This is a genomic window from Pradoshia sp. Z4_20 (assembly GCF_058216035.1).
The window spans coordinates 691889-717794 of record NZ_JBZAJD010000001.1; the positions used below are offsets into that span (position 1 = coordinate 691889).

The window sequence follows — 25906 nt, forward strand, 5'->3', positions numbered from 1 at the left end:
TAAAATGAGCGAAGCAACAGACATTGTGGTGGTTGGGGCTGGAAATGCTGCTTTGTGTGCTGCGATTGCGGCAGCAGAAAAAGGAGCCCATGTGACGGTACTTGAAATTTCTTCAGAAGAAGAAAAAGGGGGAAACACGGCTTATACACATGGTTCGATTCGCTTCGCCTACAATGATGGAGCACAGGTTCGATCGCTAATGCCAGAAATGACAGATAAGGACTTCGAAATAACGGAGTTTGGGACATATATAGAAGGAAAATTTTTTGATGACTTGTGCCGGATGTCCAATTATCGCACAGATTACGATTTGGCTTCCATCATGACAAAGAAGAGTTATGAGACTGTACTATGGCTAACAGAGCACCATGTGAAATGGCTTCCGATTTATGGGCGCCAAGCTTATAAAATGAATGGGAAATTCGTGTTTTGGGGCGGCATGGTCATTGAAGCTGTGGGTGGAGGAAAGGGCTTAGTAGATTCTCTGCATAATGAAGCCAAGCGTTTAGGCATAACGATTCATTATAATACAGCAGCGGTCGAGCTTGTCACTGAGAATCGGACGATTGAAGGTGTGATTGTCCGTTCGAATGGAAAAGAGCGCAAAATAGCTTGTCAAGCAGTCGTGCTGGCATCCGGCGGTTTTCATGCCAATGTTGAAATGCGAACAAAGTATTTGGGGGCTGGTTGGGATACTGTCCATACACGCGGCTGTAAATACAATGTTGGTGACGGCCTGCGAATGGCCATGTCATTAGGTGCACGAACAACCGGCAATTGGTCTGCGGCACATGCCGTAAGTGGTGATCGATACTTAGCTGATTATAAAGAAGGGTTTCAAAAATTGAGCTTTCCATTCGGAATTATGGTCAACAAGGATGGCAAGCGTTTTATTGATGAGGCTGCTGATTTTCGCAATTATATTTATGCAAAAGTAGGACGTGAAATTTTAAAACAACCGGGTCAGCATGCATGGCAAGTGTATGACGCTAGAGCTAAACCTTATTTACGTGAAGAATATAATGGTCGTCATGTTTCAAAAGTGGCTGCAAATACACTCGAAGAATTAGCAGAAAAAATGGAAGGCATTGATGCCGATAGTTTTTTGAGAGAGATTGAGAGGTATAATGACTCGATTGATCAGAATATACCATTTAATCCAAACCAGTTAGATGGGAAAAAAACAACAGGCCTTTCTGTTCCTAAATCAAATTGGGCGAATCCAATTGATGAAGCGCCGTTTGAAGCATACGAAGTTACGTGTGGAATTACCTTTACTTACGGCGGTTTGAAGATTAACAAACGAGCGCAAGTGATCCACAATGATTTCACGCCTATTGAAGGCTTATACGCAGCCGGTGAAATAGTAGGGGGATTATACTATGACAATTATCCTGGCGGAGCCGGTTTAACCTCAGGTTCTGTATTTGGAAAAATTGCTGGGGAGAATGCGAGTCTATATAGTACGAAACGAAAAAATAAGATGTCGATTGTGAATAAAATGTAGTTGTAAACAAAGGAGGATTCTTATGACGATTTTACAAAGAAAAGTGAAAACCGGAGATTATGAAACCTATTTTCATGAAGGAGGTTCGGAAAATAAAGAAGTTGTGATATTAATTCATGGTTCCGGACCGGGGGCAAATGCAAAAGCAAATTGGCAATTTGTTTTAGAAGATTATGCGAAAGATTTCCATGTCATTGCACCTGATCTAGTTGGCTTTGGAGAAACGGATCATCCTGAAGTATATCCAGAAAACGGAGTACAGTGGATGTCATGGCGTATCAAACAAATTTTAGATTTAATGGATGTTTTAAATATTGAAAAAGCGAATTTAGTCGGCAATTCACTCGGTGGCGTCGTATCCATGTATTTAAATATGCAGGCTCCGGAGCGGTTTAACAAAATCGTATTAATGGGCGCCGGTGTATTGTTAAAGGAGCCGACACCTGAATTACTAAAATTAACAAACTTCCACTTAGATCCGAGTAAAGAGAACTTACGCAATCTATTAAGCTGGTTCGTTTATGATTTAGATAAAATGGAGGATTTCGTGACCCAAGTGGTCGAAGCACGTTTTGAAATGTTCCAGCGTCCAGAAATTTTCCGTTCTTATCGTGAAAACTTTACCAAGTCATCCTTAACCGAAATGCTGATTCCACAAACGGCACTTGAGAGAATGAAAAATGAATTTTTATTAATCCATGGTTACTACGATCGGTTTGTTCCTTTACAAAGCAGCCTTTACGCTTTAGAACACTTACCAAATGCCGAACTGCGCGTATTTAAAAAATGCGGCCACTGGGCCATGATTGAGCAACGTGAGGAGTTTTTACACGCAACCAAACATTTCTTTACAAAGGATAAAACGCAAGTTGAAATTTAAGAATATTCAAAAAGTGGGGGTGAACTTATGAGTGAAACTATAGTAAAAAGAGAAGAAATCAGCGAGGTATTAATCGAAAAGGCGCGTTCGCTGCAAAAGCAATTACGTGATGCAACCCTTGAAATTGATCAAACGAGCAAAATATCAGACGAGATTATTCAGGCGATACGTGAGAACGGATTACTGAAAATCCTTCGACCAAAAATGTTCGGAGGCTTTGAAACAGATATGCGTACGTATTTTGATGTAGTCACAGAAATTAGCCGCGGAAATCCGTCAGCCGGCTGGTTCGTATCGTTAAGCAATATTCGTGATTACATGATTTCATATGCATTTGGGCGCGAAGCTCTGCACGAGATTTTTGGACCGAATCGTGACCAGGATGTCGTTCTAGCCGGGAACTTCAAACCGATTCGTATTGATATTGAAAAGGTCGATGGTGGTTATTTTATCAAAGATGCACAATGGCCATTTGTTTCTGGATCTCCATATGCAGACTGGTTCTACTTTGGGGCACCGGTAGATGATGGGAATGGCGGAGTAGAAATGGCGATTTTAGTCATCCCACGGAGAGATGTAGAAGTAATGGATGACTGGAATGTAGTTGGTTTACGTGGTTCAGGCAGTAATAGTGTAGTAGTCAAGGATGTCTTTATTCCTGACCATCGTGTGTCATTAGATCGACTGGCACAGCAAGGTCACTATATTATTGAAGAATTACAGGGGAATCCATTATATCGAACGCCGTTTGTGCCATCCTTAACCTTGTCTATTGCAGCCCCAGCACTGGGAATTGCCCAAGGTGGATTTGATCTACATAAGGAGCGTGTGTCAAAAGCAAGCATTGGAAATACCTTTTATTCCAAAATGAGCGAGGCTGCCGTGACACATTTACAAATTTCTGAGACTGATATGAAACTGGAATGTGCTCGCATGCTGTTTAATCAAGCTATCAATGATTTAGATGATTATTCAACACGCGGACAGGATTTCACACAAAAGGAAAGTATTCGAATCAAAGCTATGTTTGGATATGCCAACCAGCTCTGCAAAGAAGCTTTTGATCTCATGCTTGCAGGAGCAGGATCTGTATTTGCTTACAATAATAATGTATTCCAAACCTTTTATCGTGATTTTATTTCTATGCATTTACACGGCTTCATTACTCCATCGAGTTTATTAGAGACATATGGACGCACTATGTGTGATTTGGAACCAAATACGTATTTTGCTTGATTGATAAATAGGAGGTAGGGAAAATGAGTAAACCGGAAATTTCAAAATTAGGGCATTTTGGATTAGTAAGTACAGATTTAGAGAAATCATTATGGTTCTTTAAAGAAGTTATTGGTTTGGAAGAAACAGATGTTCAGGATGGTGTGCATTATTTGCGCGCTTGGGGGGATTTTGAGCATCATACATTAACGATTCGTGCAGGAGAAGAATCCCATTTGGATCATATTGCCTGGCGTACAAAACGTCGTGAAGATGTGGATCTATTTGCGGAGCAGTTGCAAAATAGTGGTATGACAATCGAATGGGTAGAAGAAGGGGCAGAAAAAGGACAGGGGAAGGCATTTCGCTTTAAACTCCCTAGTAATCATACATTTGAAATTTACTTCGATATGGAAAAAACCTTGGCTTCACCTGAAACACGTTCTGTATTAAAAAACCAAACACATAAGTCTTGGAATCGTGGGGTTTCACCCCGAAGGATTGACCATGTTAATCTATTAAGCTCTCTTCCGGCTAACGAGCTATCCGATTTTATGCAAGAACACTTAGGTTTCAATTTACGGGAATATGTAGAAGCACCGGACGGTACCTATGTAGGTGCCTGGTTAAGTGTGACACCGCTTGTCCATGATATTGCATTTAGCTTTGATCCGAATTCACCATCCACACATGAAGTTCACCATATTGCCTATTGGTTGGATAACGCACAGGATTTATTGCGTGCAGCTGATATTTTGAAGGAGAATGGAATTTACTTCAAAGGACCAGGGAAGCACGGAATCTCGCAGGCTATGTATATTTATGCCATTGATCCAGGCAGTGGGGTAAGGCTGGAGATCTTCACAAATGGTTATCTCATTTTTGAACCGGATTGGGAGCCAATTCGTTGGACAGTCGAAGAAATGGAGATTGGTTTCACCTATTGGGGAGACCAAATGGACGCCAATACTGAAAACAATCCAACCATTAAAGCATAAAAAGGAGGTTAACCAAATGGATGATCGTTTATTTCGAAATGCAATGAGTAAGTTTGCTACGGGCGTGACCGTCATAACAACAGAGCATGAAGGACAGGCTCACGGTATGACAGCAAATGCATTTATGTCCGTCTCACTCGATCCGAAATTGGTTGTCATTTCAATCGGTGAAAAAGCGCGTTGTTTAAATAAAATCCGTGAAAGTAAACAGTTTGCGGTCAATATTCTGGCAGAGGATCAACAAGACTATTCAATGATTTTTGCTGGACAGAAGAAAGACGGTGCTGCTATTACATTTGATCGATTGGCGGATGTTCCGGTATTAAGCGGTGTTTTGGCACAGATTAGTTGTGACGTTGTTTCAGAGTATGTTGAAGGAGACCATACCTTATTTATTGGTAAAGTCCGGGCAATCCAGCTTGAAGATAAAAATCCCCTTGTATTCTTTGCGGGGCAATACAGGTTATTAGAGTCTTTAACCGTTTAAGGAGGCCATTTAAATTGGATATTCAAAAAGCAGCTTTCGATTTACTTGTAGCTGAACGTTTGAAAACACCGATTGAACCTTTTACATCGTCAACCGATCTCTCGGTTGACGATGCTTATCGTATTCAGCTTTTGCAAATTAATGAGAAGTTAAAAGATGCACATTTGGTAGGAATGAAGATTGGTTTAACAAGTAAAGTTATGCAAACGATGTTTAATGTCGATACTCCTGATTTTGGGCATATTTTAAATACGATGGTATTTGAAAATAGACAGACACTTTCGGTTTCTCAATTTATTGAACCGAAAGTTGAATTTGAGCTGGCCTTTGTTTTGAAGGAAGATTTAAAAGGTCCTGATGTGACCAGTGAACAAGTTTTGGCAGCGACTGAGGCAATTGTCCCTGCCATTGAAATCATTGATAGCCGTATTAAGAATTGGCAATTTAAATTTCAGGATACGGTTGCAGATAATGGATCCTCTGCCGGTGCAGTATTGGGGGAAAAACACCCTGTGCCTTCATTGGAGCAATTAGCTAATATTCGAGTTGTCGCCAAGAAGAATGGTGAAGTATTTGATGAAGGTATGAGCAGTGCAGTGATGGGAAATCCGGCCAAAGCGGTGGCCTGGTTGGCCAATATGCTTGCAGACTATGATATTACTTTGAAGGCAGGGCATTTTATTTTAGCCGGTGCGATTACGGCTGCGGTACCATTTGAATCAGGAGATGTCTTTGAAGTGGATTTTGGTTCCTATGGAGAAGTGAAACTATCTTTTACGGAATGAGGTGAGCATATGGAAAAGTTGAAAGTAGGAATCATTGGTTCAGGAAATATCGGGACAGATTTAATGTATAAAATCGAACGATGCGATGCTTTGGAAATGTCAGTTATGGTCGGGATTGATCCTGAATCGGAAGGTTTAAAGCGAGCCCGTGACCGGGGATATGTCACAATTGATAACGGTATTGAGGGTTTATCTGAAAAAATGGAACTGATCGATATCGTTTTTGATGCAACAAGCGCTTATGCTCACAAGGCAAATTATGAAGCTGTTAAATCAGCGGGAAAGAAAATGATTGATTTAACACCGGCGGCAATTGGACCATACACGGTGCCGCCGGTTAATTTAATGGAACATTTAGATAAAGATAATGTCAATTTGGTAACTTGCGGAGGCCAGGCTACGATACCAATCGTTCATGCAATTGGCCGGATTGTTCCTGTAGAATATGCAGAAATTATAGCAACAGTCGCAAGTAAAAGTGCAGGACCGGGCACACGCGCCAATATTGATGAATTTACAAGGACAACCTCTAAAGCAATAGAAGTTGTCGGAGGAGCTAAGAAAGGTAAAGCAATCATTATATTAAATCCAGCAGAACCGCCGATTATCATGCGCGATACGGTTCATGCCATTGTGGAAGCGTCAGGACAGGAAGCGGAAATTACACAGTCCATTCAAACAATGATTAAAGAAGTTCAACAATATGTACCTGGTTATCGGCTGCGGGGAGAACCTATTTTTGAAGGGAATAAGGTTTCTGTATTCCTCGAAGTAGAGGGTGCAGGAGATTTCTTCCCTTCCTATTCTGGGAATCTGGATATAATGACAGCTGCGGCTGCCCGTGTAGCTAATGAAATGGCGAAGAACATTGTGATGCAGGGAGGTGCTATTTCATGAGAGATATTCACGTATTAGACGTATCCTTACGTGATGGGAGCCATTCAATGAAACATGCTTTCACAGAGCAACAAGTCCGGAATATTGCGAGTGGTCTGGAGCGAGCGAATATTGAATATTTCGAAGTGGCACATGGAGATGGACTAGGTGGTTCAAGTCTGCAATATGGTCTATCTGCGGTTGATGAACTGAAATTAATAGAAGCTGCGGTAGAAGAATGCACCAATGCAAAAGTGGCTGTGTTACTCATTCCGGGAATTGGGATTAAAGATGACCTGAAAGAGGCGGTAAAAGCAGGTGCTAAAATGGCAAGAATTGCGACACATGTAACGGAAGCTGATATTGGAGCGCAACATATAGCCATGAGCCGTGAATTAGGTTTGAAAACGGTTGGTTTTTTAATGATGGCCCATATGGCACCGACAGATGTTATCGTGAAGCAGGCTCAATTATTTGAGAGCTATGGAGCTGAGATCGTATATGTGACCGATTCGGCAGGAAATATGTTACCTCATCAGGTGACAGAGCGGATCCGTGCATTGAAAGAAAATGTCGGAATTGAAATTGGTTTCCATGCACATAACAATCTATCTCTGGCTATGGCTAATTCATTAGCCGCGATTGAAGCAGGTGCCACGTATATCGACGGCTCACTGCGTGCACTTGGGGCGGGCAGCGGCAATACACAAACAGAAGTCCTGGTAGCTGTTTTGCAAAGACTTGGTATTCAAACGGGTGTTGATTTATATAACATAATCGATGTTGCCAATAAGATGGTTGCGCCCATCCTGCCAAGACCGCAAGAAATCTCAGGTTCCAGCCTTATTATGGGCTATGCGGGAGTTTACTCAAGCTTCTTATTACATACAGAAAAAGCTGCCCGACAATTTGGAGTGGACGAACGAGATATTTTAATAGAATTGGGTGAACGCAAAACGGTTGGGGGACAAGAGGATCTTATTTATGAAGTTGCCCAGCAATTAATGTTAGCTAAATAGATCTATAGCAATCTCTAAGAGAAAAGAAGGAAGATTAATTAGCGATCTTTCTTCTTTTTTCAAATTCTATCGATTTTTTGAATCATGAATGGTAGTTCCACTAAGAATTTTACCATTTGTAAGATTAATTGGCAGATAAGGTTTCAGGTGGTAGGGGAAATACTTTACTGGTTTTTAGATTATGGTGATGATGGCTTCTGTAAGGCACGGACATCCGAGTAAATGGATTTCATGCAGTTAAATTTTAATGAGGGATGGTGAATAGAAGAACTTCGATTAAATTGACACACTATCCATAAACGTAGGTGATGAAAATATGAAAAAATGTGGACAGTATCGTGCTAAATTTGGTAAAGGCCCCATTTGGCACGAAGCGTATGGAATTATGTGGCTGGATATCGCTTCTAAACGAATTATTACGTATAATCCCGCAACTGAACAAGAGAATGTATATGATGCTTTAGGCTGGATTAAGGCGATCATTCCATTAAAGGATGGAAGATTTATTGGTATATATAAAGACGGTTTATATCATTTAAACTTTAAACAGGGAATTAAGTCTCCTTTTGTTATACAGGAATCATGGAATAATATGTGTTATTTGAATGATGGAAAGTGTGGACCTGATGGACAAATTTGGGTTGGTTCATCGGATGGCTTTTTTAAAAGCTTTAAAGAATCACCTCATACTGCCTTTTCGCAATATCCTTTTTCGAATTCAAAATTATATTGTATAAATACGTTCGGTAATGTTTCAGTACAAGTGGATGGAATCACGCTATCTAATGGATTAGATTGGGACAGGAAAACAAATAAATTTTATCATATTGATTCGTCGAAATACTCTATTTACCAATATCAACTTATGGAAAACGATCAGATTCAATTTGAAAAAATTGTGTATACATTTGAGATGGATGAAGGGTTTCCTGCTGGCATGGCAGTAGATGGAGAGGGAAACTTGTGGGTTTCCCTTTTTAAAGGTGGAATTGTGGCATCCATTTCAAAAAAGCCGACTCGTATTGTTTGTATCAATCCGAGGAAGATGCAGGTTATTAAGGAAATTGTGATTCCCTTATCCCATATATCTTCGTGTACGATTGGCGGAGAGAAAATGGATACCTTATTTGTTACCACGGCCTATGAACCACTTTCTGAAGAAAAAGTGAAGCAGGAACCGTTTGCGGGTTATTTATTACAAATGAAGATTGAATCTATCGGTGTAGCAAACTATGAATTTGCACTGAATAATGAAAATAGTAAGAGATAAAATTCGGTATATTTTTATGGAAAATCAATTAGTTTTAAGAAAAATGCTGTGTAGCTATCCGTATTGTTGTTTTGTAAGATTAAAACGAAGTAAGCGGAAGGCTCAGATAAATAGAATTGTAGCAAGGAGGTCATGGAGAAGATGAAGCCGGAAATTGCAAAGCTTGGGCATGTTGCACTTGTGACAAGTGATTTAGAGAAGTCACTATTCTTTTTTAAAGAAGTCATTGGTTTGGAAGAAACAGAAGAAGTAGATGGTGTCCATTATTTACGCGCGTACAGTGATTTTCAACATCATACATTAAGTGTTGAAGCTGGTGACAGCGGTTACATTAAGCGGATCGGCTGGCGTACAAAAACACCTCAATGTCTGCAGGGATTTAAACAGCTGCTGGCAGATCAAGAGGTTGAAGTAACAGAATATCCAAAAGGGACAACAGTAGGTATTGGAGAGTCCATACGTTTTAAAATGCCAAGTGGCCATACTTTTGAATTGTATTATGATGTTGAAAAGCCAAAGGCACTCAATGGGCATGCTTCCGTTTTGAAAAATCAAGTTTATAAGTCATGGAGGAAAGGGATCTCTCCACGTCGTTTTGATCATGTTAATATACACACATCTACTGATGCTGATCAATCTTATGACTTTTTAATCGATGTCTTAGGATTCAATATGAGAGAGTATATGCGTGGGGATGAGGGGATTTTGGCAGGATGGTTAAGTGTTACCGCATTGGTACATGATGTTGCCTTATTAAAGAAAGACACGTTACCAACCCCTGCACGCCTACACCATATTTCATACTGGTTGGATGATTCGCAGGATATTTTACGTGCAGCTGATATTTTAAAAGAAAATGGAATGACGTTTATCGGTCCTGGAAAACATGGTGCATCACAAGCAATTTACTTATATGTCATGGACCCGGGCAGTGGCTGCCGGGTGGAACTGTTTTCCGGCGGTTATTTAATTTTTGAACCAGACTGGGAGCCGGTTGAATGGACATTGGAAGAACGCTCATTATGTAACACATATTGGGGAGATACCGTCCAAGATAAAGAGCTTAACAATATTACTATCGAAGCGCGGTAATACCTAAAAAGGCAGGGGAGGAATATGAAAACGATTATTGTCAACGAGAAAAATCTATCCATAGTGCAGGAGAATAGTCAGCAGAATGTCATGGCTTTAGGATTTTTTGATGGAGTTCATAGAGGTCATCAAAAAGTAATTATGCGTGCTAAAGAAATAGCAAATGAGAAAGATTGTTCTCTTGCCGTAATGAGTTTCTTTCCACACCCCAAAACGGTGTTTTCAAACCAGGAAGTTGATTATTTAATGCCAATGGAACAAAAGGCAGAGCGGCTAAAAGAGTTGGGTGTAGATATTTTTTATATTACTGAGTTCACGAAGGACTTTGCTGCTCTTTCACCAGAAACATTTGTACAAGAATATTTAGTGAAGATGCAAGTGAAACATGCTGTGGCTGGCTTTGATTACACCTATGGTAAAAGGGGAGCTGGCACCATTCATACGATTGCCCCGCACAGTCAGTTTAAGATTGGTGTTGAAGTTGTTGAAAAGTTTGAGATGTATGGCTCAAAGGTGAGTTCAACCAACATCCGGGAACTTCTTCAAAATGGTCAGATCGACACCGTCACAAAGTTACTGGGCAAGCCTTATCAAGTCAAATACTCCTTTAAAGAAGGCGTTGCGCCGTACTATACACTTCCTGAAAAAGGTCTGTATTATGTAAGCATTATTTTTGAAGGAAGAATGGTTTCGCAAACAATTTATGTACAGGATTGCCACACTATACTTTTTAATCGAGAATTCTCCAATCAAGATTGTACAATCATTTTTCATCAGCGAGTAACCCAGCATGAACAAGTAATTAGTTAAGGGATTGAACTGATATGATATCAAAAACAAAACAGTTTCAACATTTATTAAATCGTTCTGAAACATTTATTTTGCCAGGTGCTTATGATGCGATGACTGCCCGATTAGTCGAAGAAGCTGGATTTGGAGCTATATATGCGACAGGTGCAGGAATATCAAATGCCCAGCTAGGTTGGGCCGATGTTGGTTTAACCACGTTAACAGAAATTGCACAGGTAGTTGCCTGGATGGCTGATGTAACAACTGTTCCTCTTGTAGTGGATGCAGATACGGGGTTTGGCAATGCCATTAACATGCAAAGAACGGTCAGAATATTGGAGCGTGCCGGTGCGGCAGCCATTCAAATCGAGGATCAGGTGATGCCCAAAAAATGTGGTCATTTTAATGGAAAAGAAGTGATCTCTAAAGAGGAGATGATAGGAAAAATAAAAGCAGCCCTTGATGCTCGGGCCGATGAAGACTTTGCGATTATCGCGCGTACAGATGCACTGGCGGTCCATGGGATTGAAGAAGCGGTTGACCGAGCGAATGCGTATAAGGAAGCTGGTGCACATGCCATATTTGTTGAGGCACCAACTGCCATCGATCAGATAGCATCCATTCCAAAGTTAGTGCCGGATATTCCTTTAATATTAAACTTGGTGGAAGGCGGTAAAACACCTCTTATTTCAAAAGAAGAAGCCCAGGCAATGGGATATAAAATTGTGCTTTGTGCCAATACAGTGTTACGAGGTGCCATTAAAGGGGCAATGGATGCACTGCGAGTGTTGCAGCAGGACCAATCACAAGAAAATATTCATGACTATATATGCTCATGGAAAACAAGACAGGAGTTATTTAAATTACATGAAATAAATGAATTGGAAGTAAAATATTCTGAATCTTTAAAAAGTGGTGATTCCAGATGACTGAAGTAGATTACGATTTAATTATTGTTGGTTGTGGTGCAGCCGGAACAGCCACGGCTTTGGCGGCTGCTGAAAAGGCTAAAGAATCAGGAGAAAATATGTCAATTGCTATTCTCGAACGTGCGCCATTTGAAAAACGAGGCGGGAATACACGGTGGACAGCAGCTTATATGCGCATGGAAAACATTGATACACCTGCTCCAAACTTCGTTGAAGACATGTTGAATTTTTCGGATCAAGCGATGGGCCGCGAATATGCAGAGACCTTACAAAGCGAAGCAGGACCGACACTGCGTTGGGTTGAATCAAAAGGGGTGGATTTTGATTTTCTGCCAACCATGTTTTTGACAGCTTCACGTCCGCGTTTACTGCCTGTTGGGGGTGGGCGTGCCATCATCGATACCCTAAGTCAGCGTGCCCGTGCTTTGGGAGTAGAAATTATTTATGAAGCAGCAGCCTGGAATTTGTCCCTAAATGATGAAGGAGCTATTAACGGAATCTTCGTACGTTCTGCAGATGGAAGCAGTATGCATTTGAAAACAAATGCTGTTGTTTTGGCTGCTGGTGGATTTCAGGGAAATAAAGAAATGATGGCCCGGTATATAGGCCATGACGCTCATAAAATACCTCCCGTATCAGAAGGAGGGCTCTTTAATAAAGGTGAAGCTATTCGAATGGCTTTAAATATTGGGGCAGCGGGGAATGGCCAATTTGATTCCTTCCACGCTGAAACGGTTGATCCACGCAGTAAACGTGAGGAAGCCGGAGTCATGTTGTTTCCGTATGCTATTTTAGTAAATCAAAATGGAGAGCGTTTTACGGATGAGGGTGTAACCACCATTGATGAACAATATGAAGAAGTGGCCCGTAAAATCTTCTATACCTGTGAAAATCATATTGCCTATATGATTACAGATCAAAAAATGTATTCGATTCCAAACTATGAAGAAGCACTTCAGACAGATATACCAGCAGTTGTCGCTGATTCTATTGAACAATTGGCCGAAAAACTAAATGTGAATTCAGAGAATCTCGTAAAAACGGTGGAGGAATTTAATAGCGCTTGTCCGGAAGGTGAATTTATCTATAACCGGTTAGATGGATTAGCAACCAATGGATTGACTTTAAATAAATCCAATTGGTCCATTCCTATCAACGAAGGTCCCTATATTGCTTACCCAGTTCATTGCTGCAATGTGTTTACAAATGGCGGATTAGCTACTGATACAGATGGAAGGGTGTTAACGGGAGATGATATTGCTATTCCGGGTTTATATGCAGTTGGTGAAACTTCAGGCGTATACTACGGGAAATATCCGGGTGGTACATCTGTGCTTCGATGTCTGGTATTTGGTCGACGGGCTGGTAAACATGCGGTCTCGTATATTTCCAGTTTCCAAACAACCCGGTAAAAAGGAGATGATTGGGTGGAATTAAAGGGAAAAGTGGCTCTTGTCACAGGTGCAAGCCGTGGAATTGGTAAAGAAACCGTCGCTTTATTGGCTTCTCGTGGCGCGGATATCGCCATCTGTGCACTGGATCAGGAAGAGTGTGAAAAAGTTGCTGATTTTATTCGTACAACCTATTCAGTAAAAGCGATAGCTGTATCTTGTGATGTAGCCAATCAAGAGGAAGTAAAAAAAGCCGTATATGAGGTTAACAAGCAATTGGGACCGATTGATATATTAATTAACAATGCAGGTGCCATGCTGCTAAAGCCATTTACAGAAACGACAACCGCAGAATGGATGAACATGTTTGATGTTAATGTACACGGACCATATTATTTCTGCCGTGAGGTTGTGGACTCGATGAAAAATCGCCAGGAAGGGATTATTATAAATATTTCTTCCATTTGGGGAACAAAAGGCGGTCCCAATCGCAGTGCATATATTTCCTCTAAGCATGCAGTTATTGGTTTTTCAAAGGCATTGGGAGAAGAATTGAAACCTTTTGGCATACGCGTTAATGCAGTTTGCCCCGGTCCGGTAGACTCACAAATGACGGATGCATTGGGGACTAACATTGATAAAACAGGCTGGCTGCAGCCGATTGATATTGCTCATGTTATAGCTGATTTAGCACTGCCAAAAAGCAAAGCTATTACCGCTACTTCGGTTGAGGCTTTTGGTGCCGGAACGCCTGTCGGTATAGCAAAATAAATAATAAAGGGGATAGGATCATGAAAGAATTTACTTATGCTTACACGCAACAAACGATTACATTGGAACTAGCCAAAGCTATGCTTGAAAAAGCAGAGGAAAAGGGAAGAGAACTGGGAATGAAATTTGCGATTTCTATTGTTGATAAAGCAGGTAATTTAAAAGCATTTTCAGCAATGGATGGAGCACCTGTATTGGCATTGGAGATTTCTCAAAACAAGGCATTTTCAGCTGCAGCATACAATCGTGCAACCCATGAGTGGTATGATCGCTTAAAAGATGATCCACCTTTAATGACAGGTTTAGTACATACCAATCGCCTGGTCGTTTTTGGCGGCGGTTATCCAATTCACGTTAATGGTGAGTGTGTAGGCGGAATAGGCGTCAGCGGCGGTCACTATACGCATGATATGCAGCTTTGTGAGGCAGGATTAAGTGTAGTCGAGGCAGTAAAGGAAGTGTAGCTTTTTGAATCAGTTTGATTTGATTATTGTTGGTGCTGGCATGGCAGGTCTTTGTGCAGCTGTTGAGGCATCAGAGCGAGGTGCCAATGTTGTCATTTTCGAAAAGCAGGCAGACATCGGTGGCAGTTCATTGCTTAGCGGTTGTTTTATGGCGTTTGCTGAAACAGAACTTCAAAGTAAGCTTGGCATAAGTGATACTACCGAGAGTTTGATGAATGATTTGTATGTTGTCGGTCAATTTAAAAATGATAAAAATCTGGTTCAGGCATATGGGAAACATCAGCTTTCCACTTATAACTGGTTAGTTTCACATGGAGTAATATTTCAAAATTGTCAGGCCGTAAGTGGCCATTCAAGCCCTCGGGGGCATACGATCATTCCTGATCAGGCCATTCAAACACTGAAAAACCATGCTTTGAATAATGGTGTTTCACTGCATGTTAATAGTCCTGTCGTACGTTTGCTAACTGAGCAACAAAAAGTAGTGGGTGTACTTTATCAACAAAATGGCGAGCAAAAGGAATGCTATACATCTAAAGGGGTCGCTTTAACCGCAGGTGGATTCTCACAAAGTGAAGATTTATTAGGAGCCTTTGCACCACAGCTTGAACACACAATCAGGTTAGGTGGAGAAGGGAACCATGGAGATGGCATTAAATTAGCAGCTTCCGTAGGTGCCTGGTTAGAGGATTTTCCATACTTAAAAGGAACATACGGCTTTCATCCGAGTTCTACTAATCAAAAGAAACGGCAGGCTCATGCCTTTTATAAAGGCGGCATCATTGTGAATGAACAGGGGAAACGATTTGTTAATGAGTCGATTTCCTACAAATTATTGGGTGATGCTGCATTGCAGCAGCCTAATCAACATACATTTCAAGTTTGGGATCAAACGGTTATGGATCAGGGTGTCGAACATGATGCGCTATATGATTTTCAATTATTGTTTAATGAAGGCTTAATTATCCAGGCTGAGACACTTGAGGAATTGGCCGAAAAAACAGGTCTCCCAAGTCAATCTCTTCACCAAACGATTGACTCATATAATAGGCATCTTATTACCAGTGATGACCCATTCGGTCGTAACACATTGACCCATACATTTGGTAAGCCACCCCCGATTCAAACCGGTCCTTTTTACGCAATGGAAACAGTGACTGCTATGCTCGCTACATATGCAGGAGTTCGTGTAAACGAGGATGCAGAAGTTTTAAATCCGTTCGGCGACCCAATTAAAGGATTATATGCAGCCGGAGAAATGGTGGGTGGCTTCCATGGAGCGGGTTATATGACAGGGAGCTCGCTCGGAAAGGCAGCTATTTTTGGACGTATTGCTGCTGAACAAGCCCTTCGAATAAAGGAAGAGGAGGTAGCGCGATGAAAATTTGGCATCAAAGCTTAACTTCCATTGAAGACATACCTGAATATCGTGATGCGGTCATACAGCATGTATCCAAAATTGCTCGACCAGATGTTGATGTCGTCTTACATGGAATGACAAAGGAGACTTATCCTGCTCAATACCCGGGGCACTATATTACCTACAACTATCTGCAAAGCCTGCATAAAGAGCAATTTATTCGAAACACATTGATTGCTGAAAGGGCAGGGTATGATGCTGTTTTTATAGCTACCATACCGGATGTCGGCTTGATTGAGGCTCGTTCATTAGTGGACATCCCGGTTATTGGCTACGGCCAGGCATCCATGCATATTGCCTCAATGCTTGGAACAAGAATAGGCATCGTGAATTTTTTAGCTCCACTGGCAGATCAGTTACGTTTTAATGCGAAGCAATATGGTCTTGAACAAAAATTGGGCCCGATTATTCAGGCGGATATTGGATTTTATGATATTTTGGAAGGATTTAAAAATCCTGAGCCGATTTTGGAGAAATTTAAAGCTGCCGCAAAAACAGCTATTGCCGAAGGGGCAGATGTCATTATTCCTGGAGAAGGTCCGATGAATATATTTTTAGCAACCCACGGTATTCATCATATTGAAGATGTCCCGATTATCGATTCATTCGGCTCGGCCATTAAAATGTGTGAATCACTTGTCGATTTGCAGAAAATTAGTGGTATGACGACTACGCGAAAAGGGTATTATCATGCAAAACCACCCGAAGAGATTGTTGAAAAACTGCGTGACTATTATCAGTTGCAAGCTATAACCAAGGAAATGGATTTTGGATTATCCGTGCGTGAGTTTGCTGCTAATTAATACAATTGAGCATGATTATATTGATAGAATATAGCATAAAAGGTCTTTCCTAAGTTTTTGGAAAGACCTTTTGCGTACATTATTTTGTTGGAGCTGCTTCTTTTACAGACGCTACTCTAAATGTAGTTTGTTGGCTTCCTAACATAGGAGAGTCCTGTTTAGCTTCATCCGGTTTGCCTTCCGGACGTTTGTGCGCTTTTTTGAAGGAGTCGCTGTTTTTCCAGGCAAGGAAGCTTTCTTCATCCTCCCAGTACATATTGACGCTCATCTCATCATATTCTGTCAGGCCCTCTGTAAGTAAAACCTCTACTTTAACAAATCCTTTAAATTTATCTAATTCGTTACCGGAAGTGAAACGGCCTGCCATTTTTTCTGCGAAACCTGGTTTGGTTTTAATTTTGTTTTGAACAACAATCATGTGATCATTCTCCTTTTATTTTTATTTTTCTGGAAAATATATCAGATTACTTCTTTGAAAATCACTCTTACACTGCTATTATATATCTTTTTCGAAGATTTTGAATTCATTATGCTTTAGGATTTGCTAATCATGGCTCTATCATATTTTTTCTATATGATTGAAAAGCATTGCATGATGAAATAACCAACATAGTTCGTTCATCCTTCTATATAACCCTTCAAATAGATTAGTAATCAATTTTTCTATTATTTTTTGCAAAAAGATCTTAAATTAAGAGTTTTCGAGACTTACGAGTCAAAATTTGAGTGACTAAATGACTGTATAAGCTAGATTAGTCTAGTAATCCAGCCGATTTTCGCAGGAATTGAGCGGAAATTGATATTAATTGAGCGGAATTCCATATAATCGAGCGGAAATGGAGTGGAATTGAGCGATTTTCGTAATAATTGAACGAAACTCAACATAATTGCTCTAATTTACTTATTTATGAGCGAATTGAAAAGGAGAAAAGTGAAAATAATAGTAGATGAAGCGACTGTTTTTAAAACGTTTTCGTAAATTTTTATGGTGAACTATGTCCGTTGTCTTAAAGTATTTGCACGCTTGCATGGACTTATACATAAATTGTAAATAATTTTCCATTGAACACGAACGTATATTCGCTTATCATTAAGAATATAATAAAGACGAACATACATTCTATTTAAAAGAAGGTTTTTACATGATTGATTACAGTACTTTACCGCATCATTATGTTATGTGCGTGGATATGAAAAGTTTTTTTGCCAGCTGTTCAGCGGTGATGATGGGACTGGATCCGCTTGAATGTTATTTGGCTGTGGTGAGTGACACGGAACGGAGCGGCAGTGTGGTGCTGGCTTCATCGCCCAAAATGAAGAAAGAGTTTGGCATCAAGACGGGCTCAAGATTGTTTGAGATTCCGGATGATCCGCGCATTATAAAGGTTAATCCTAATATGGCTACGTATTTGCGTATCTCTACTGAAATCAGCCGTTTATTCAATCGATATGTACCTAAAAGCGCAATTCATACGTACAGTGTGGATGAAAGCTTCTTAAAGGTGGATGGGACGACTCGTCTATGGGGAGATATCGTAGAAATTGCTGAAAAAATCCAAGATGAAATCGATCGGGAATTCCAGCTTCCATGCGCGATTGGGATCGGTCCGAATATGCTGCTTGCTAAGCTGTGTCTTGATTTAGAAGCCAAGAAAAAAGGAATTGCCCAATGGACCTATGAGGATGTACCAGAAAAATTATGGCCCTTATCCCCCTTGAGCGAAATGTGGGGAATCGGAAAGCCGATGGAAAAGAAACTGAATGGAATGGGGATTTTTTCAATCGGTCAATTGGCGCGTTATGATCTGGAGACGCTTGAAAAGAAGTTTGGGATAATGGGCAATCAATTGTACCACCATGCCTGGGGTGTTGATTTATCGGATATCGGTGCTCCGATTATGGAAGGACAAATCAGCTTTGGAAAAGGCCAGGTATTACTGCGTGATTATAAAAAGCCTGAGGAAATCAAGCATGTCATTCTGGAAATGAGTGAGGAAGTAGCAAGAAGAACACGTGCAAGCGGGATGGCGGGCAGAACCGTCAGCTTGGGAATTTATTATAGCCAGGATGAATTTGGAGGCGGATTTCATCGCTCTATGACAAGAGAAACGCCGACCAATATTACGATGGATATTTATGAAATGTGTTTAACCTTGTTTGAACGGTTTTATACAGGCAAAACAGTTAGGAAAATTTCTATTACACTTTCGAATGTTATCCCCGATCGAGAGATGCAAATCAGTCTATTTGACCAGGATAGCTGGCGCAAACGCGAACTTGGCTTTGTGATGGATCGAATGCGTAAAAAATTTGGATCGAATGCGATTTTACGTGCCGTGTCGTATACAGAGGCAGGAACGGCCAAGCATCGAAGTACGTTGGTTGGAGGACATAGAGCATAACAGACAAGTGAAATGGAGGCTGCAGGGAATGATTCGAGATCGCGGAAAAATAAAATGGACATCAATGATGCTTCCTGAACACGTAACAATGCTTAGAGCATGGGCACATGAGGACAGCTATGAAACAAGGAATGAGCTTGATGAACAGCAAGTGGAAGCGATGAATACGATAATTATGGAGGCTTTGGAATATGGGAAGCCTGTGATGATCCGCTATTACCGTACAGCCAGTCGCCGGTACGGTACGGTGGAAGGACATATTCATTATTGCAATGAACAGGCTCAAAAGCTTCATATCGTTGATGAGGACGGAGATGTTTGTTTTGTATTTTATCAGGAAATTATGGACGTACAATTGAAAAATTGATGGCCTGCAATTTGCTATAAGCTTATGCATATGTTGGTTATGGCTCTTCTTTTTTGTTCTAAATAAACTTTACTACCCAATTTTGAGGACATGAAAACGCAAATATTAGACAAAATTCCACAAAAAGTTTACTATGTATATAGACCTAGAAGTAAGAAATATACAGATAATGAATTTTTAACATCGATTTCAGTTCTGATAACTTTGCCATGGGATATCAAAACAAAAGGGGTAAAGAAAAATGGAAAAAGAAAAATATAGCACGATTTATCAAGCACCTTATGGATTAGTTATAGGAGAGTTAAAAAAAGAAATGACTAAAGAAGATGCTGTAGCATTAGGGCAAAAATATTGCTCAGAGAATGGTTTCAGTTATAAAGGTACGTATACTGGCGATGAAGCAGTGGCGGCTTTACAAAGTTTGATACAAAAACATACGAGAGCAGTTCATTAAGCTGAACGTTCATTTTTAAGACATAGAGGCAGTGTTCATTGAATGCTGCTTTTTTTATTTCAGATTTAATTATTAACAGGTTTGCGGGTTAAGTGAAATCGGGAACCTATGAGATAAATAGAGAGAAAGCATGGTGGACAACAGTGGAAATTACATGGACAGACGCAGCATTAGAAAAGGTAAAAGACAAGCTGACAGATCAAGAAGGCGTATTTTGTTTGAAGTATGAAACAGAAGGCTGTGGCTGCGTAGTAAGCGGTGTAACCAATTTATATTTTGTTAAAGAAACTACTTCTCAAGAAGTAAAATGGGAAACCAATGCCTATCCTGTATGGTTAAATAAATATCATGAAATCTTTTTAGATGAAAAGCTTATTATTGATTATTCCAGCAGTACAAATAGCTATCAGCTGAAAAGCCCTAATCAGTATTTAAATCCAATGATGAATGTCATCTTTCAATAGGCTCTATAAGGAGAAAATTCAAAAGGTTCAGTCAGAAATTTTGACTGAACCTTTTTTTAAACGAAAGCAAAGGGAAATCCCACTCATTTTTTTGTATAAAACACCTTAGAAATAAGCAGCCCAATTACGCCAAGTATGATGAATAATATTGCTTTCCAAACTACATCTATACCTGATAGGTCGTAGAAAGTAACTTTTAATAGCGTAATAAACAGGAATATTAAGCCGATGTTTTTCCAAACTTTTTCTTTAAAGTAACTAAATAACCCGTATGTTACTCCAACGATAATGATCCAAGATAATGACAAACCGATATTCTTAATCATTAAAGAAGAATCATCTGTGAAATAGTATGCCATTTTGCTTATAAATATGATCAGTAATACTTCTATTATATAGGGTAAAGTAGATTTCATTATATTTCTGTCGATGATTTTTGTTATTGTTTCTTTTATATAGAGAACAAAGAAGAAGCTGATTATGATCATCCATACAACAAAAGTTTCTAGTGATAGCATGTATCCCGGCTTGTCGAATAATTGTACCAATACGGATAAGAGCAGTATTATGCTAGCTATTGTCCCTAATATACTCTTCCTTATTTGAGCAAAATAGTAAACTAGTACGGCTTGCATGGTAAAGAGGATTAATTTTGATGATGGATCAATCACTATATCGTTTAGCAGTATAAATATGTAGAACATCGAAATAACAAAGAAAATGTTTTTTAGTTCAGTGTGACTTTTATTTTTCACGTAACTAAGCAAAGAGTATACGATGGCCATTATTGAATAGAACGTGTATTGGTAGCTTGGTGTTTGATCAAACACATCAACTCCGATTAAGAGCATGAATAATGAACCGATCGTGATAGCTGGAATATACATATTTTTAACAAATATGTTGTTTGTTTTAAATGTTAAATAAATAATAAAGAAATGCTGAATAGCGATTGTGAGGAACGTTAAGGTTGAAATTTCCCCACTGCCTACTAATCCAAAAAATAATACAGTGAACATAAATGCATAGTTTGCCACATTCCAAGTGATTTTATATTGCCCTCTAAGAGATTCTAGTATTAATCCTATAAATACAGCAGTTTCGTATATATAAAATACATATTCATTCCCTTTGTCTCCTGCAAATAGGAAAGGGTAAAAATAAGCACCTACTCCTATAATGGTAAGCAAGGATTGAGATTTGTATTTTCTCGATAGATAAACTCCTATATATATTCCGAGCGCTAATAAACATACAGTCACATAGAATGGGATAATGTGGTACAAAACATTACCGGAGAAGACAGATATAAGATAAACAATTATACTTCCGCCTAACAATACTATTCCTAACGTATTCTTTGCCTTTTTATATTGCTTTTCTCCAATGATATATAAGAATCCAGCTAATAAGAAACCAACTATTACACGAACCACGGGATTTATCCATCCGTTTTCAGATGCTGCCATAAAAGCCCAAATAACACCTAAAATAAAAACGAATATAAATATTCTAGGTAACCAAGTTGAGATCATAGATTCAAAGCTGATTAATTCTTTTTCTGGTTTTATTTCAGGTTTTTTGATATTTCTTTTTATCTCAACTTTTTCACTTTTGTTTTCCACATTAAGATTAACTTCATTATGTATGGTTCTTAACTCTTTTTTTAACTCCACTAACTCTTCTTCCATATATCTTATTCGTTTGGATAAATCATAAATTTTATCGTCCAACCATTCCGCCTCTTCTCTGTTTAATCATTTACACACCTCTAAACTCAGAATTTTCAGTATCTCGTTTCCCTTATTATACCAGTATTTTTTCTGTAAACATATGCTAAAAGGAGGTGGGTATTAATAATTCAATCTTTATGTTATTTACGTTTCGAATCCTAATGTGTTTATTTAAATTTTCCCTTTTTCACTAAATAGGTCTAACAGTATGGGAAAAACAACTTTAAATATTCAGATTATTGTGTTAGTATTAATCATCTTTAAAATGGAATTTTATAGGAGGTTTGTTATGTTAGTCTTTGTCCCGGTTGGTTTAGGTGTAATTATTGGCATTATCTTTATTGTTATAACTTATTTTCTTAAGAAATATCAAAGCACTTATACAAAATTGCCCCCTTTTTTATCCTTACTAACTTCTGTTGTGATTTTCATCATCAGCTTTCAAGTAAGGGGTTTTGAAGGTGCTGCATATGGAATACTTGCAATTACTCTTTTATTTTTCACACCGTTTATCTTTGCTATGTCTTCTATAGGCAAAAAAAAGGATGCATTCTTGTAAACAATGATTAACAGTTTTATCAATAAATTATTAGACGTTGAGAATAAATGTATTTAAACAAACAGGGCGTTGATTTAAGAAGAATTAATGCCTTTTTGTGTTGAATTTCTAATGGAAGAAGGGACAGGTTAGCTCAAAAGGGACTATGATAAAATTACAATAATAAATGTATATAAAAACCAATTAAGGTTTTAATCCGGGGAGATAAAGTTAATCGAAAACGATTTTATGGGGGATATTTAAATGATTAAATATAATGAAGGTTATTTATGTGGCTGCTGTGGAAAGTTTCACGATGAACTCCCTATGAGCTATAGTAGCCCTGTTCCTGACTATTGTTACGATATACCATTAGAAGAACAAGAAAAACGGATTGAAATGAATGATGATTTGTGCATAGTGGACGATGAACATTTCTTTATACGTGGATGTATAGAAATTCCTGTGAAAGACGGAGATGGACCGTTTATTTGGGATGTCTGGGTTTCATTGAGTGAAACAAATTTTAATAAAACAATTGAATATTGGGCTGTGGAAGGAAGAGAAGATAAACTAGAACCGATGTTTGGTTGGTTATCAAATGATATTCCATGTTACCCGAATACAGTAAATTTAAAAATAAATGTACAAACTCGACCACTTGAGTTCCCCCCTTACATAGAGGTGGAACCAACTAAGCACCCCTTAGCTATTGAACAAAGAAAAGGTGTAACAATGGAACGTATAAAGCAGGTTGCTGAAGAATTATGTAATGAGGAGGAACAATAATACCTCATTCTAATTCAGCTGACGAAGGCATTGATTCAAGAAGGTCAATGCCTTTTTATAATGGGCTTATAATTGGATTGGTAAAGATCAACGAAGTATCAAACAAATAGGGCGTAATAAAAGAACTCATAAGATAGGATATCAAAGGAGATTCTAAATAATAGAATTGCTTTTTTCGACATGGACAAATTTTCAGAGCGAGTATTTACCAAAATGGTAATTATATTTAAGGAGATGTGATAAATGCTTGGTATTTTACTTTTGATTTTGGGCTTGGCGGCGTATCTATATTTTAAGCGTCAAAAAGAAAGCCCAGTAAATCGAAATCAACAAACGACGCGTGAGGCTGAACCAATAAAACAAGAAACTATACAGACCGTTATGCCGCCAAAAAATGAGACTGCACAAGACGCTGAAATCTTAAAACAAGAGCAAGCGCCCGTTGTATCTATTGAACCTGTTGAACAATCAAGCCCGGTTGAAAAGCTGGAAAAAGAAACCGTTACCGTTACATTTTCAGATGGAACAACTAAGGAATATAACCTTAACTTAACACTTAATGACAGCCATATTTGCTTGTTATCTGACGGCGGGAAAACGTATCATACACACGTTAATTGTTTTAAGAACTGGCCTGCCGAATATCAAGAAAATTTTAAAGGATGGAAAGCAATAGCAACAGATGAAGCAGAAAAAATGGGCTACAGAAAATGCAAATATTGTAATGAAGCTGATAGAACAGAATGGGACTATTACAAGGACACTAAACCCCTTAAAACTTTCACTGTCACTCATAGGGATGAATTTGCTATTACAGAGATTTATAACGTAGGTAATGAAGTAAATACGGGCTATGATTTTGAAAAGGACAAAGACACGTTAGAAATAGACTATGAAGAAATTTGTTATATGCCAAAAAGCGCAAGAGATTTCTTTGATGAGAATTACGGCGATTATAAAATGTTTGTATTAGATGTGTATGAAAATGACAATGGAAAAGTGAAGCTTAAGATTGGAATATTTGAGGAATTAGGGAAAAATAATTGATGATAAAGTATAAAACCGCCTAATGGATAGGCGGTTTTATTATATGTAAGGCGAGGGTATCCTTAACGGGTTCTGTTGTGTAATACAAAAATGAACCTATTTCTAAGGTAAAGAAGTATAGTTATTAATTTTAGATATACATCGAGCTTCTAAAGTGTTAGATAAGAACAGCCCATATCTCTTATGGTTAAGTAAAGTCGATATTTTGATTTTTACATATGTTTAATTAACTAAGGGGGCAGTAATAAGAAAAGTAAGGGATATGATATAGAACTTTGTAGAATATGAAAAATCAGAAGAAGTTTTTAATTTCTATACCAATAGATTAGATGAAAAGGGACGATAGATAGTGGAGAGTTGCATTAAAACGAACTGGAGCATAGATCTAGGGAGGATTAATGTTCTTTTCTGTTGAACTCTTAAGGAAGAAATGGAATTCGCAATGGTTATTATTGAACATGAGCTTTCTGGGAAACGAGTTGAAACTATGAATGGTTTTACTGTTAAAGGCAATCAAGGCTTTATCCGAATTGAATCACAAAATATAAGTGGTTTTCCTGAAGATACAAGTCATTTTGGTGGTTATGATGCTGTGGGCATCGTTGAAATTAAGAGCGGAAACTATTATGTCTTAGGTGAATTGTGGTTTACGACTGGGGATATATATAAGTTTTATAAGCAATTAGATAAGTGCTATCGTGAACTTAAAGGAATGGCTACTTTTTGGAATTACGAAACTTCTCTTAAATTAGAGGTTGTATTCAATCAAATGGGGCAAGTTGTTTTACAAGGTTACTTTAAGGAAAAAGCACATATGGAAAATGAATTACACTTTGAAATGGAATGTGACCAAACTTTTTTATCCTCAACATTAGAGGACTTGAGATCATGTTGACCATTACGGAAATACAAATGGAATAAAAAAGTAAGTTCTTATCTTACTTAGGGCATTGTTCTAATATCAGGAGCTGTGTAGGGGCAGGTTAGCGAAAGAAATAATTATTATAAGATATATAATACAAATGCCGTATAAAAGGAGGAGAAATGATGGAGCTTTTTGTTGGTCTTATCACTGCAGGGTTTCATTTTTTGCTTGCTTATATCATTTGGGGAAAGGGGAAAGTTCATATTTTAGCAGGATATGTGGAAGGTCAGGTTAAAGATAAAAAGAAACTTTCAAAGTATGCGGGCATATTATTTATTGGCCTGGGCATTATATCTGTTTTTTTTCCTTTGGTTCCGGACAGTTTTTTCTATTACGTATTTGCATTATATATTTTATGGCTTTTGATTGGTATTGTTGTTATCAATGTCAAAATAAAATAGAACATATCCTTGGTCAACCTTATAATACGAATGGGGTTTAGTTGAATAACGAGTTAAATGAACAATAGCAAAAATAATCCTTACGAAAAC

At 38.7% G+C, this 25906-nt stretch carries 28 protein-coding genes; 26 read left to right on the forward strand and 2 right to left on the reverse strand.

Annotation, left to right across the window (positions count from 1 at the left end; all coding sequences use genetic code 11):
- Positions 1–4: 4 nt before the first annotated feature.
- The 17 genes from tcuA (at position 5) to AC4BHP_RS03310 (ending at position 16696) form a co-directional block, all read left to right on the forward strand.
- Entirely contained in the window at positions 5–1507 is a 1503-nt protein-coding gene (gene tcuA / locus AC4BHP_RS03230) for an FAD-dependent tricarballylate dehydrogenase TcuA (RefSeq protein WP_140461637.1), read from the forward strand.
- A gap of 22 nt (positions 1508–1529) precedes the next feature.
- The gene (locus tag AC4BHP_RS03235) at positions 1530–2387 is read left to right on the forward strand and encodes an alpha/beta fold hydrolase (protein WP_490551290.1); all 858 of its coding nucleotides are present in this window, start codon (positions 1530–1532) and stop codon (positions 2385–2387) included.
- 27 nt (positions 2388–2414) lie between these two features.
- The gene (locus tag AC4BHP_RS03240) at positions 2415–3623 is read left to right on the forward strand and encodes an acyl-CoA dehydrogenase family protein (RefSeq protein WP_140461635.1); all 1209 of its coding nucleotides are present in this window, start codon (positions 2415–2417) and stop codon (positions 3621–3623) included.
- Positions 3624–3646: 23 nt separating this feature from the next.
- Positions 3647–4600: a VOC family protein gene (locus tag AC4BHP_RS03245; RefSeq protein ID WP_139891657.1), complete on the forward strand. Its 954-nt coding sequence runs from the start codon at positions 3647–3649 to the stop codon at positions 4598–4600.
- 16 nt (positions 4601–4616) lie between these two features.
- Positions 4617–5087, forward strand: a complete 471-nt coding sequence (locus AC4BHP_RS03250) for a flavin reductase family protein (RefSeq protein ID WP_490551291.1) — start codon at positions 4617–4619, stop codon at positions 5085–5087.
- 14 nt (positions 5088–5101) lie between these two features.
- Complete coding sequence (locus AC4BHP_RS03255) at positions 5102–5872, forward strand: 2-keto-4-pentenoate hydratase (protein WP_140461633.1); 771 nt, start codon at positions 5102–5104, stop codon at positions 5870–5872.
- 9 nt (positions 5873–5881) lie between these two features.
- Positions 5882–6769, forward strand: a complete 888-nt coding sequence (locus AC4BHP_RS03260) for an acetaldehyde dehydrogenase (acetylating) (protein WP_490551292.1) — start codon at positions 5882–5884, stop codon at positions 6767–6769.
- The gene (gene dmpG, locus AC4BHP_RS03265; RefSeq protein ID WP_490551293.1) at positions 6766–7767 is read left to right on the forward strand and encodes a 4-hydroxy-2-oxovalerate aldolase; all 1002 of its coding nucleotides are present in this window, start codon (positions 6766–6768) and stop codon (positions 7765–7767) included. Before AC4BHP_RS03260 ends, dmpG begins: the two co-directional genes overlap by 4 nt.
- Positions 7768–8083: 316 nt before the next feature.
- The gene (locus AC4BHP_RS03270; protein ID WP_139891667.1) at positions 8084–9037 is read left to right on the forward strand and encodes an SMP-30/gluconolactonase/LRE family protein; all 954 of its coding nucleotides are present in this window, start codon (positions 8084–8086) and stop codon (positions 9035–9037) included.
- Between the two features lie 141 nt (positions 9038–9178).
- On the forward strand, positions 9179–10129 hold the full coding sequence (locus tag AC4BHP_RS03275) for a VOC family protein (RefSeq protein ID WP_139891669.1): 951 nt from the start codon (positions 9179–9181) through the stop codon (positions 10127–10129).
- A 24-nt stretch (positions 10130–10153) separates the two neighbouring features.
- Positions 10154–10939 carry an FAD synthetase family protein gene (locus AC4BHP_RS03280; protein WP_139891671.1) on the forward strand — a complete coding sequence of 262 codons (786 nt, stop codon included), beginning with the start codon at positions 10154–10156 and terminating at the stop codon, positions 10937–10939.
- A gap of 14 nt (positions 10940–10953) precedes the next feature.
- Positions 10954–11847, forward strand: coding sequence for an isocitrate lyase/PEP mutase family protein (locus AC4BHP_RS03285; protein ID WP_490551294.1), 894 nt, complete (start codon positions 10954–10956; stop codon positions 11845–11847).
- A complete protein-coding gene (locus AC4BHP_RS03290; RefSeq protein ID WP_148629937.1) occupies positions 11844–13259 on the forward strand; it encodes an FAD-binding protein in 1416 nt (471 codons plus the stop codon). Before AC4BHP_RS03285 ends, AC4BHP_RS03290 begins: the two co-directional genes overlap by 4 nt.
- Before the next feature lie 15 nt (positions 13260–13274).
- Positions 13275–14009, forward strand: coding sequence for an SDR family NAD(P)-dependent oxidoreductase (locus tag AC4BHP_RS03295; protein WP_139891675.1), 735 nt, complete (start codon positions 13275–13277; stop codon positions 14007–14009).
- A gap of 20 nt (positions 14010–14029) precedes the next feature.
- Positions 14030–14473 carry a GlcG/HbpS family heme-binding protein gene (locus tag AC4BHP_RS03300; RefSeq protein WP_139891677.1) on the forward strand — a complete coding sequence of 148 codons (444 nt, stop codon included), beginning with the start codon at positions 14030–14032 and terminating at the stop codon, positions 14471–14473.
- 4 nt (positions 14474–14477) lie between these two features.
- The gene (locus AC4BHP_RS03305; protein ID WP_139891679.1) at positions 14478–15854 is read left to right on the forward strand and encodes an FAD-dependent oxidoreductase; all 1377 of its coding nucleotides are present in this window, start codon (positions 14478–14480) and stop codon (positions 15852–15854) included.
- Entirely contained in the window at positions 15851–16696 is an 846-nt protein-coding gene (locus AC4BHP_RS03310; protein WP_148629935.1) for an aspartate/glutamate racemase family protein, read from the forward strand. Before AC4BHP_RS03305 ends, AC4BHP_RS03310 begins: the two co-directional genes overlap by 4 nt.
- A 79-nt stretch (positions 16697–16775) precedes the next feature.
- Here the strand turns inward: AC4BHP_RS03310 and AC4BHP_RS03315 are convergent, their stop codons facing one another.
- Positions 16776–17114: a heme oxygenase gene (locus AC4BHP_RS03315; protein ID WP_148629933.1), complete on the reverse strand. Its 339-nt coding sequence runs from the start codon at positions 17112–17114 to the stop codon at positions 16776–16778.
- Between the two features lie 724 nt (positions 17115–17838).
- On the opposite strand from AC4BHP_RS03315, the gene AC4BHP_RS03320 reads away from it, so the two are divergent.
- From AC4BHP_RS03320 to AC4BHP_RS03335, 4 genes are all read left to right on the forward strand, one after another.
- The gene (locus AC4BHP_RS03320; RefSeq protein WP_490551295.1) at positions 17839–19098 is read left to right on the forward strand and encodes a Y-family DNA polymerase; all 1260 of its coding nucleotides are present in this window, start codon (positions 17839–17841) and stop codon (positions 19096–19098) included.
- A gap of 28 nt (positions 19099–19126) precedes the next feature.
- Positions 19127–19465 (forward strand): YolD-like family protein, encoded by a 339-nt coding sequence (locus tag AC4BHP_RS03325; RefSeq protein WP_066107721.1) that lies wholly within the window; start codon positions 19127–19129, stop codon positions 19463–19465.
- A gap of 241 nt (positions 19466–19706) precedes the next feature.
- Positions 19707–19919 carry a hypothetical protein gene (locus tag AC4BHP_RS03330; RefSeq protein ID WP_066107718.1) on the forward strand — a complete coding sequence of 71 codons (213 nt, stop codon included), beginning with the start codon at positions 19707–19709 and terminating at the stop codon, positions 19917–19919.
- Positions 19920–20062: 143 nt separating this feature from the next.
- Positions 20063–20383, forward strand: a complete 321-nt coding sequence (locus AC4BHP_RS03335) for an iron-sulfur cluster biosynthesis family protein (protein WP_066107713.1) — start codon at positions 20063–20065, stop codon at positions 20381–20383.
- 83 nt (positions 20384–20466) lie between these two features.
- Here AC4BHP_RS03335 and AC4BHP_RS03340 read toward each other — a convergent pair whose 3' ends face one another.
- Positions 20467–22116, reverse strand: a complete 1650-nt coding sequence (locus AC4BHP_RS03340) for a DUF2339 domain-containing protein (protein WP_490551296.1) — start codon at positions 22114–22116, stop codon at positions 20467–20469.
- A gap of 289 nt (positions 22117–22405) precedes the next feature.
- Between AC4BHP_RS03340 and AC4BHP_RS03345 the strand changes: the two genes are divergently transcribed.
- The 5 genes from AC4BHP_RS03345 (at position 22406) to AC4BHP_RS03365 (ending at position 25816) form a co-directional block, all read left to right on the forward strand.
- Positions 22406–22675: a YesK family protein gene (locus AC4BHP_RS03345; protein ID WP_490551297.1), complete on the forward strand. Its 270-nt coding sequence runs from the start codon at positions 22406–22408 to the stop codon at positions 22673–22675.
- A gap of 243 nt (positions 22676–22918) precedes the next feature.
- Positions 22919–23443 (forward strand): DUF2199 domain-containing protein, encoded by a 525-nt coding sequence (locus tag AC4BHP_RS03350; protein WP_490551298.1) that lies wholly within the window; start codon positions 22919–22921, stop codon positions 23441–23443.
- Between the two features lie 243 nt (positions 23444–23686).
- On the forward strand, positions 23687–24490 hold the full coding sequence (locus AC4BHP_RS03355; RefSeq protein ID WP_066107704.1) for a hypothetical protein: 804 nt from the start codon (positions 23687–23689) through the stop codon (positions 24488–24490).
- Positions 24491–24932: 442 nt separating this feature from the next.
- On the forward strand, positions 24933–25385 hold the full coding sequence (locus tag AC4BHP_RS03360) for a WapI family immunity protein (protein WP_139891691.1): 453 nt from the start codon (positions 24933–24935) through the stop codon (positions 25383–25385).
- 152 nt (positions 25386–25537) lie between these two features.
- Complete coding sequence (locus tag AC4BHP_RS03365; RefSeq protein WP_066107697.1) at positions 25538–25816, forward strand: DUF3784 domain-containing protein; 279 nt, start codon at positions 25538–25540, stop codon at positions 25814–25816.
- Positions 25817–25906: the final 90 nt, after the last annotated feature.

Bases quoted from the DNA above. Each gene is read 5' to 3' on its own strand.
- tcuA (WP_140461637.1), top strand. From the start codon at position 5: ATGAGCGAAGCAACAGACATTGTGGTGGTTGGGGCTGGAAATGCTGCT.
- AC4BHP_RS03235 (WP_490551290.1), top strand. From the start codon at position 1,530: ATGACGATTTTACAAAGAAAAGTGAAAACCGGAGATTATGAAACCTAT.
- AC4BHP_RS03240 (WP_140461635.1), top strand. From the start codon at position 2,415: ATGAGTGAAACTATAGTAAAAAGAGAAGAAATCAGCGAGGTATTAATC.
- AC4BHP_RS03245 (WP_139891657.1), top strand. From the start codon at position 3,647: ATGAGTAAACCGGAAATTTCAAAATTAGGGCATTTTGGATTAGTAAGT.
- AC4BHP_RS03250 (WP_490551291.1), top strand. From the start codon at position 4,617: ATGGATGATCGTTTATTTCGAAATGCAATGAGTAAGTTTGCTACGGGC.
- AC4BHP_RS03260 (WP_490551292.1), top strand. From the start codon at position 5,882: ATGGAAAAGTTGAAAGTAGGAATCATTGGTTCAGGAAATATCGGGACA.
- dmpG (WP_490551293.1), top strand. From the start codon at position 6,766: ATGAGAGATATTCACGTATTAGACGTATCCTTACGTGATGGGAGCCAT.
- AC4BHP_RS03270 (WP_139891667.1), top strand. From the start codon at position 8,084: ATGAAAAAATGTGGACAGTATCGTGCTAAATTTGGTAAAGGCCCCATT.
- AC4BHP_RS03275 (WP_139891669.1), top strand. From the start codon at position 9,179: ATGAAGCCGGAAATTGCAAAGCTTGGGCATGTTGCACTTGTGACAAGT.
- AC4BHP_RS03280 (WP_139891671.1), top strand. From the start codon at position 10,154: ATGAAAACGATTATTGTCAACGAGAAAAATCTATCCATAGTGCAGGAG.
- AC4BHP_RS03285 (WP_490551294.1), top strand. From the start codon at position 10,954: ATGATATCAAAAACAAAACAGTTTCAACATTTATTAAATCGTTCTGAA.
- AC4BHP_RS03290 (WP_148629937.1), top strand. From the start codon at position 11,844: ATGACTGAAGTAGATTACGATTTAATTATTGTTGGTTGTGGTGCAGCC.
- AC4BHP_RS03300 (WP_139891677.1), top strand. From the start codon at position 14,030: ATGAAAGAATTTACTTATGCTTACACGCAACAAACGATTACATTGGAA.
- AC4BHP_RS03310 (WP_148629935.1), top strand. From the start codon at position 15,851: ATGAAAATTTGGCATCAAAGCTTAACTTCCATTGAAGACATACCTGAA.
- AC4BHP_RS03315 (WP_148629933.1), bottom strand. From the start codon at position 17,114: ATGATTGTTGTTCAAAACAAAATTAAAACCAAACCAGGTTTCGCAGAA.
- AC4BHP_RS03320 (WP_490551295.1), top strand. From the start codon at position 17,839: ATGATTGATTACAGTACTTTACCGCATCATTATGTTATGTGCGTGGAT.
- AC4BHP_RS03325 (WP_066107721.1), top strand. From the start codon at position 19,127: ATGATTCGAGATCGCGGAAAAATAAAATGGACATCAATGATGCTTCCT.
- AC4BHP_RS03330 (WP_066107718.1), top strand. From the start codon at position 19,707: ATGGAAAAAGAAAAATATAGCACGATTTATCAAGCACCTTATGGATTA.
- AC4BHP_RS03345 (WP_490551297.1), top strand. From the start codon at position 22,406: ATGTTAGTCTTTGTCCCGGTTGGTTTAGGTGTAATTATTGGCATTATC.
- AC4BHP_RS03350 (WP_490551298.1), top strand. From the start codon at position 22,919: ATGATTAAATATAATGAAGGTTATTTATGTGGCTGCTGTGGAAAGTTT.
- AC4BHP_RS03355 (WP_066107704.1), top strand. From the start codon at position 23,687: ATGCTTGGTATTTTACTTTTGATTTTGGGCTTGGCGGCGTATCTATAT.
- AC4BHP_RS03360 (WP_139891691.1), top strand. From the start codon at position 24,933: ATGGTTATTATTGAACATGAGCTTTCTGGGAAACGAGTTGAAACTATG.
- AC4BHP_RS03365 (WP_066107697.1), top strand. From the start codon at position 25,538: ATGGAGCTTTTTGTTGGTCTTATCACTGCAGGGTTTCATTTTTTGCTT.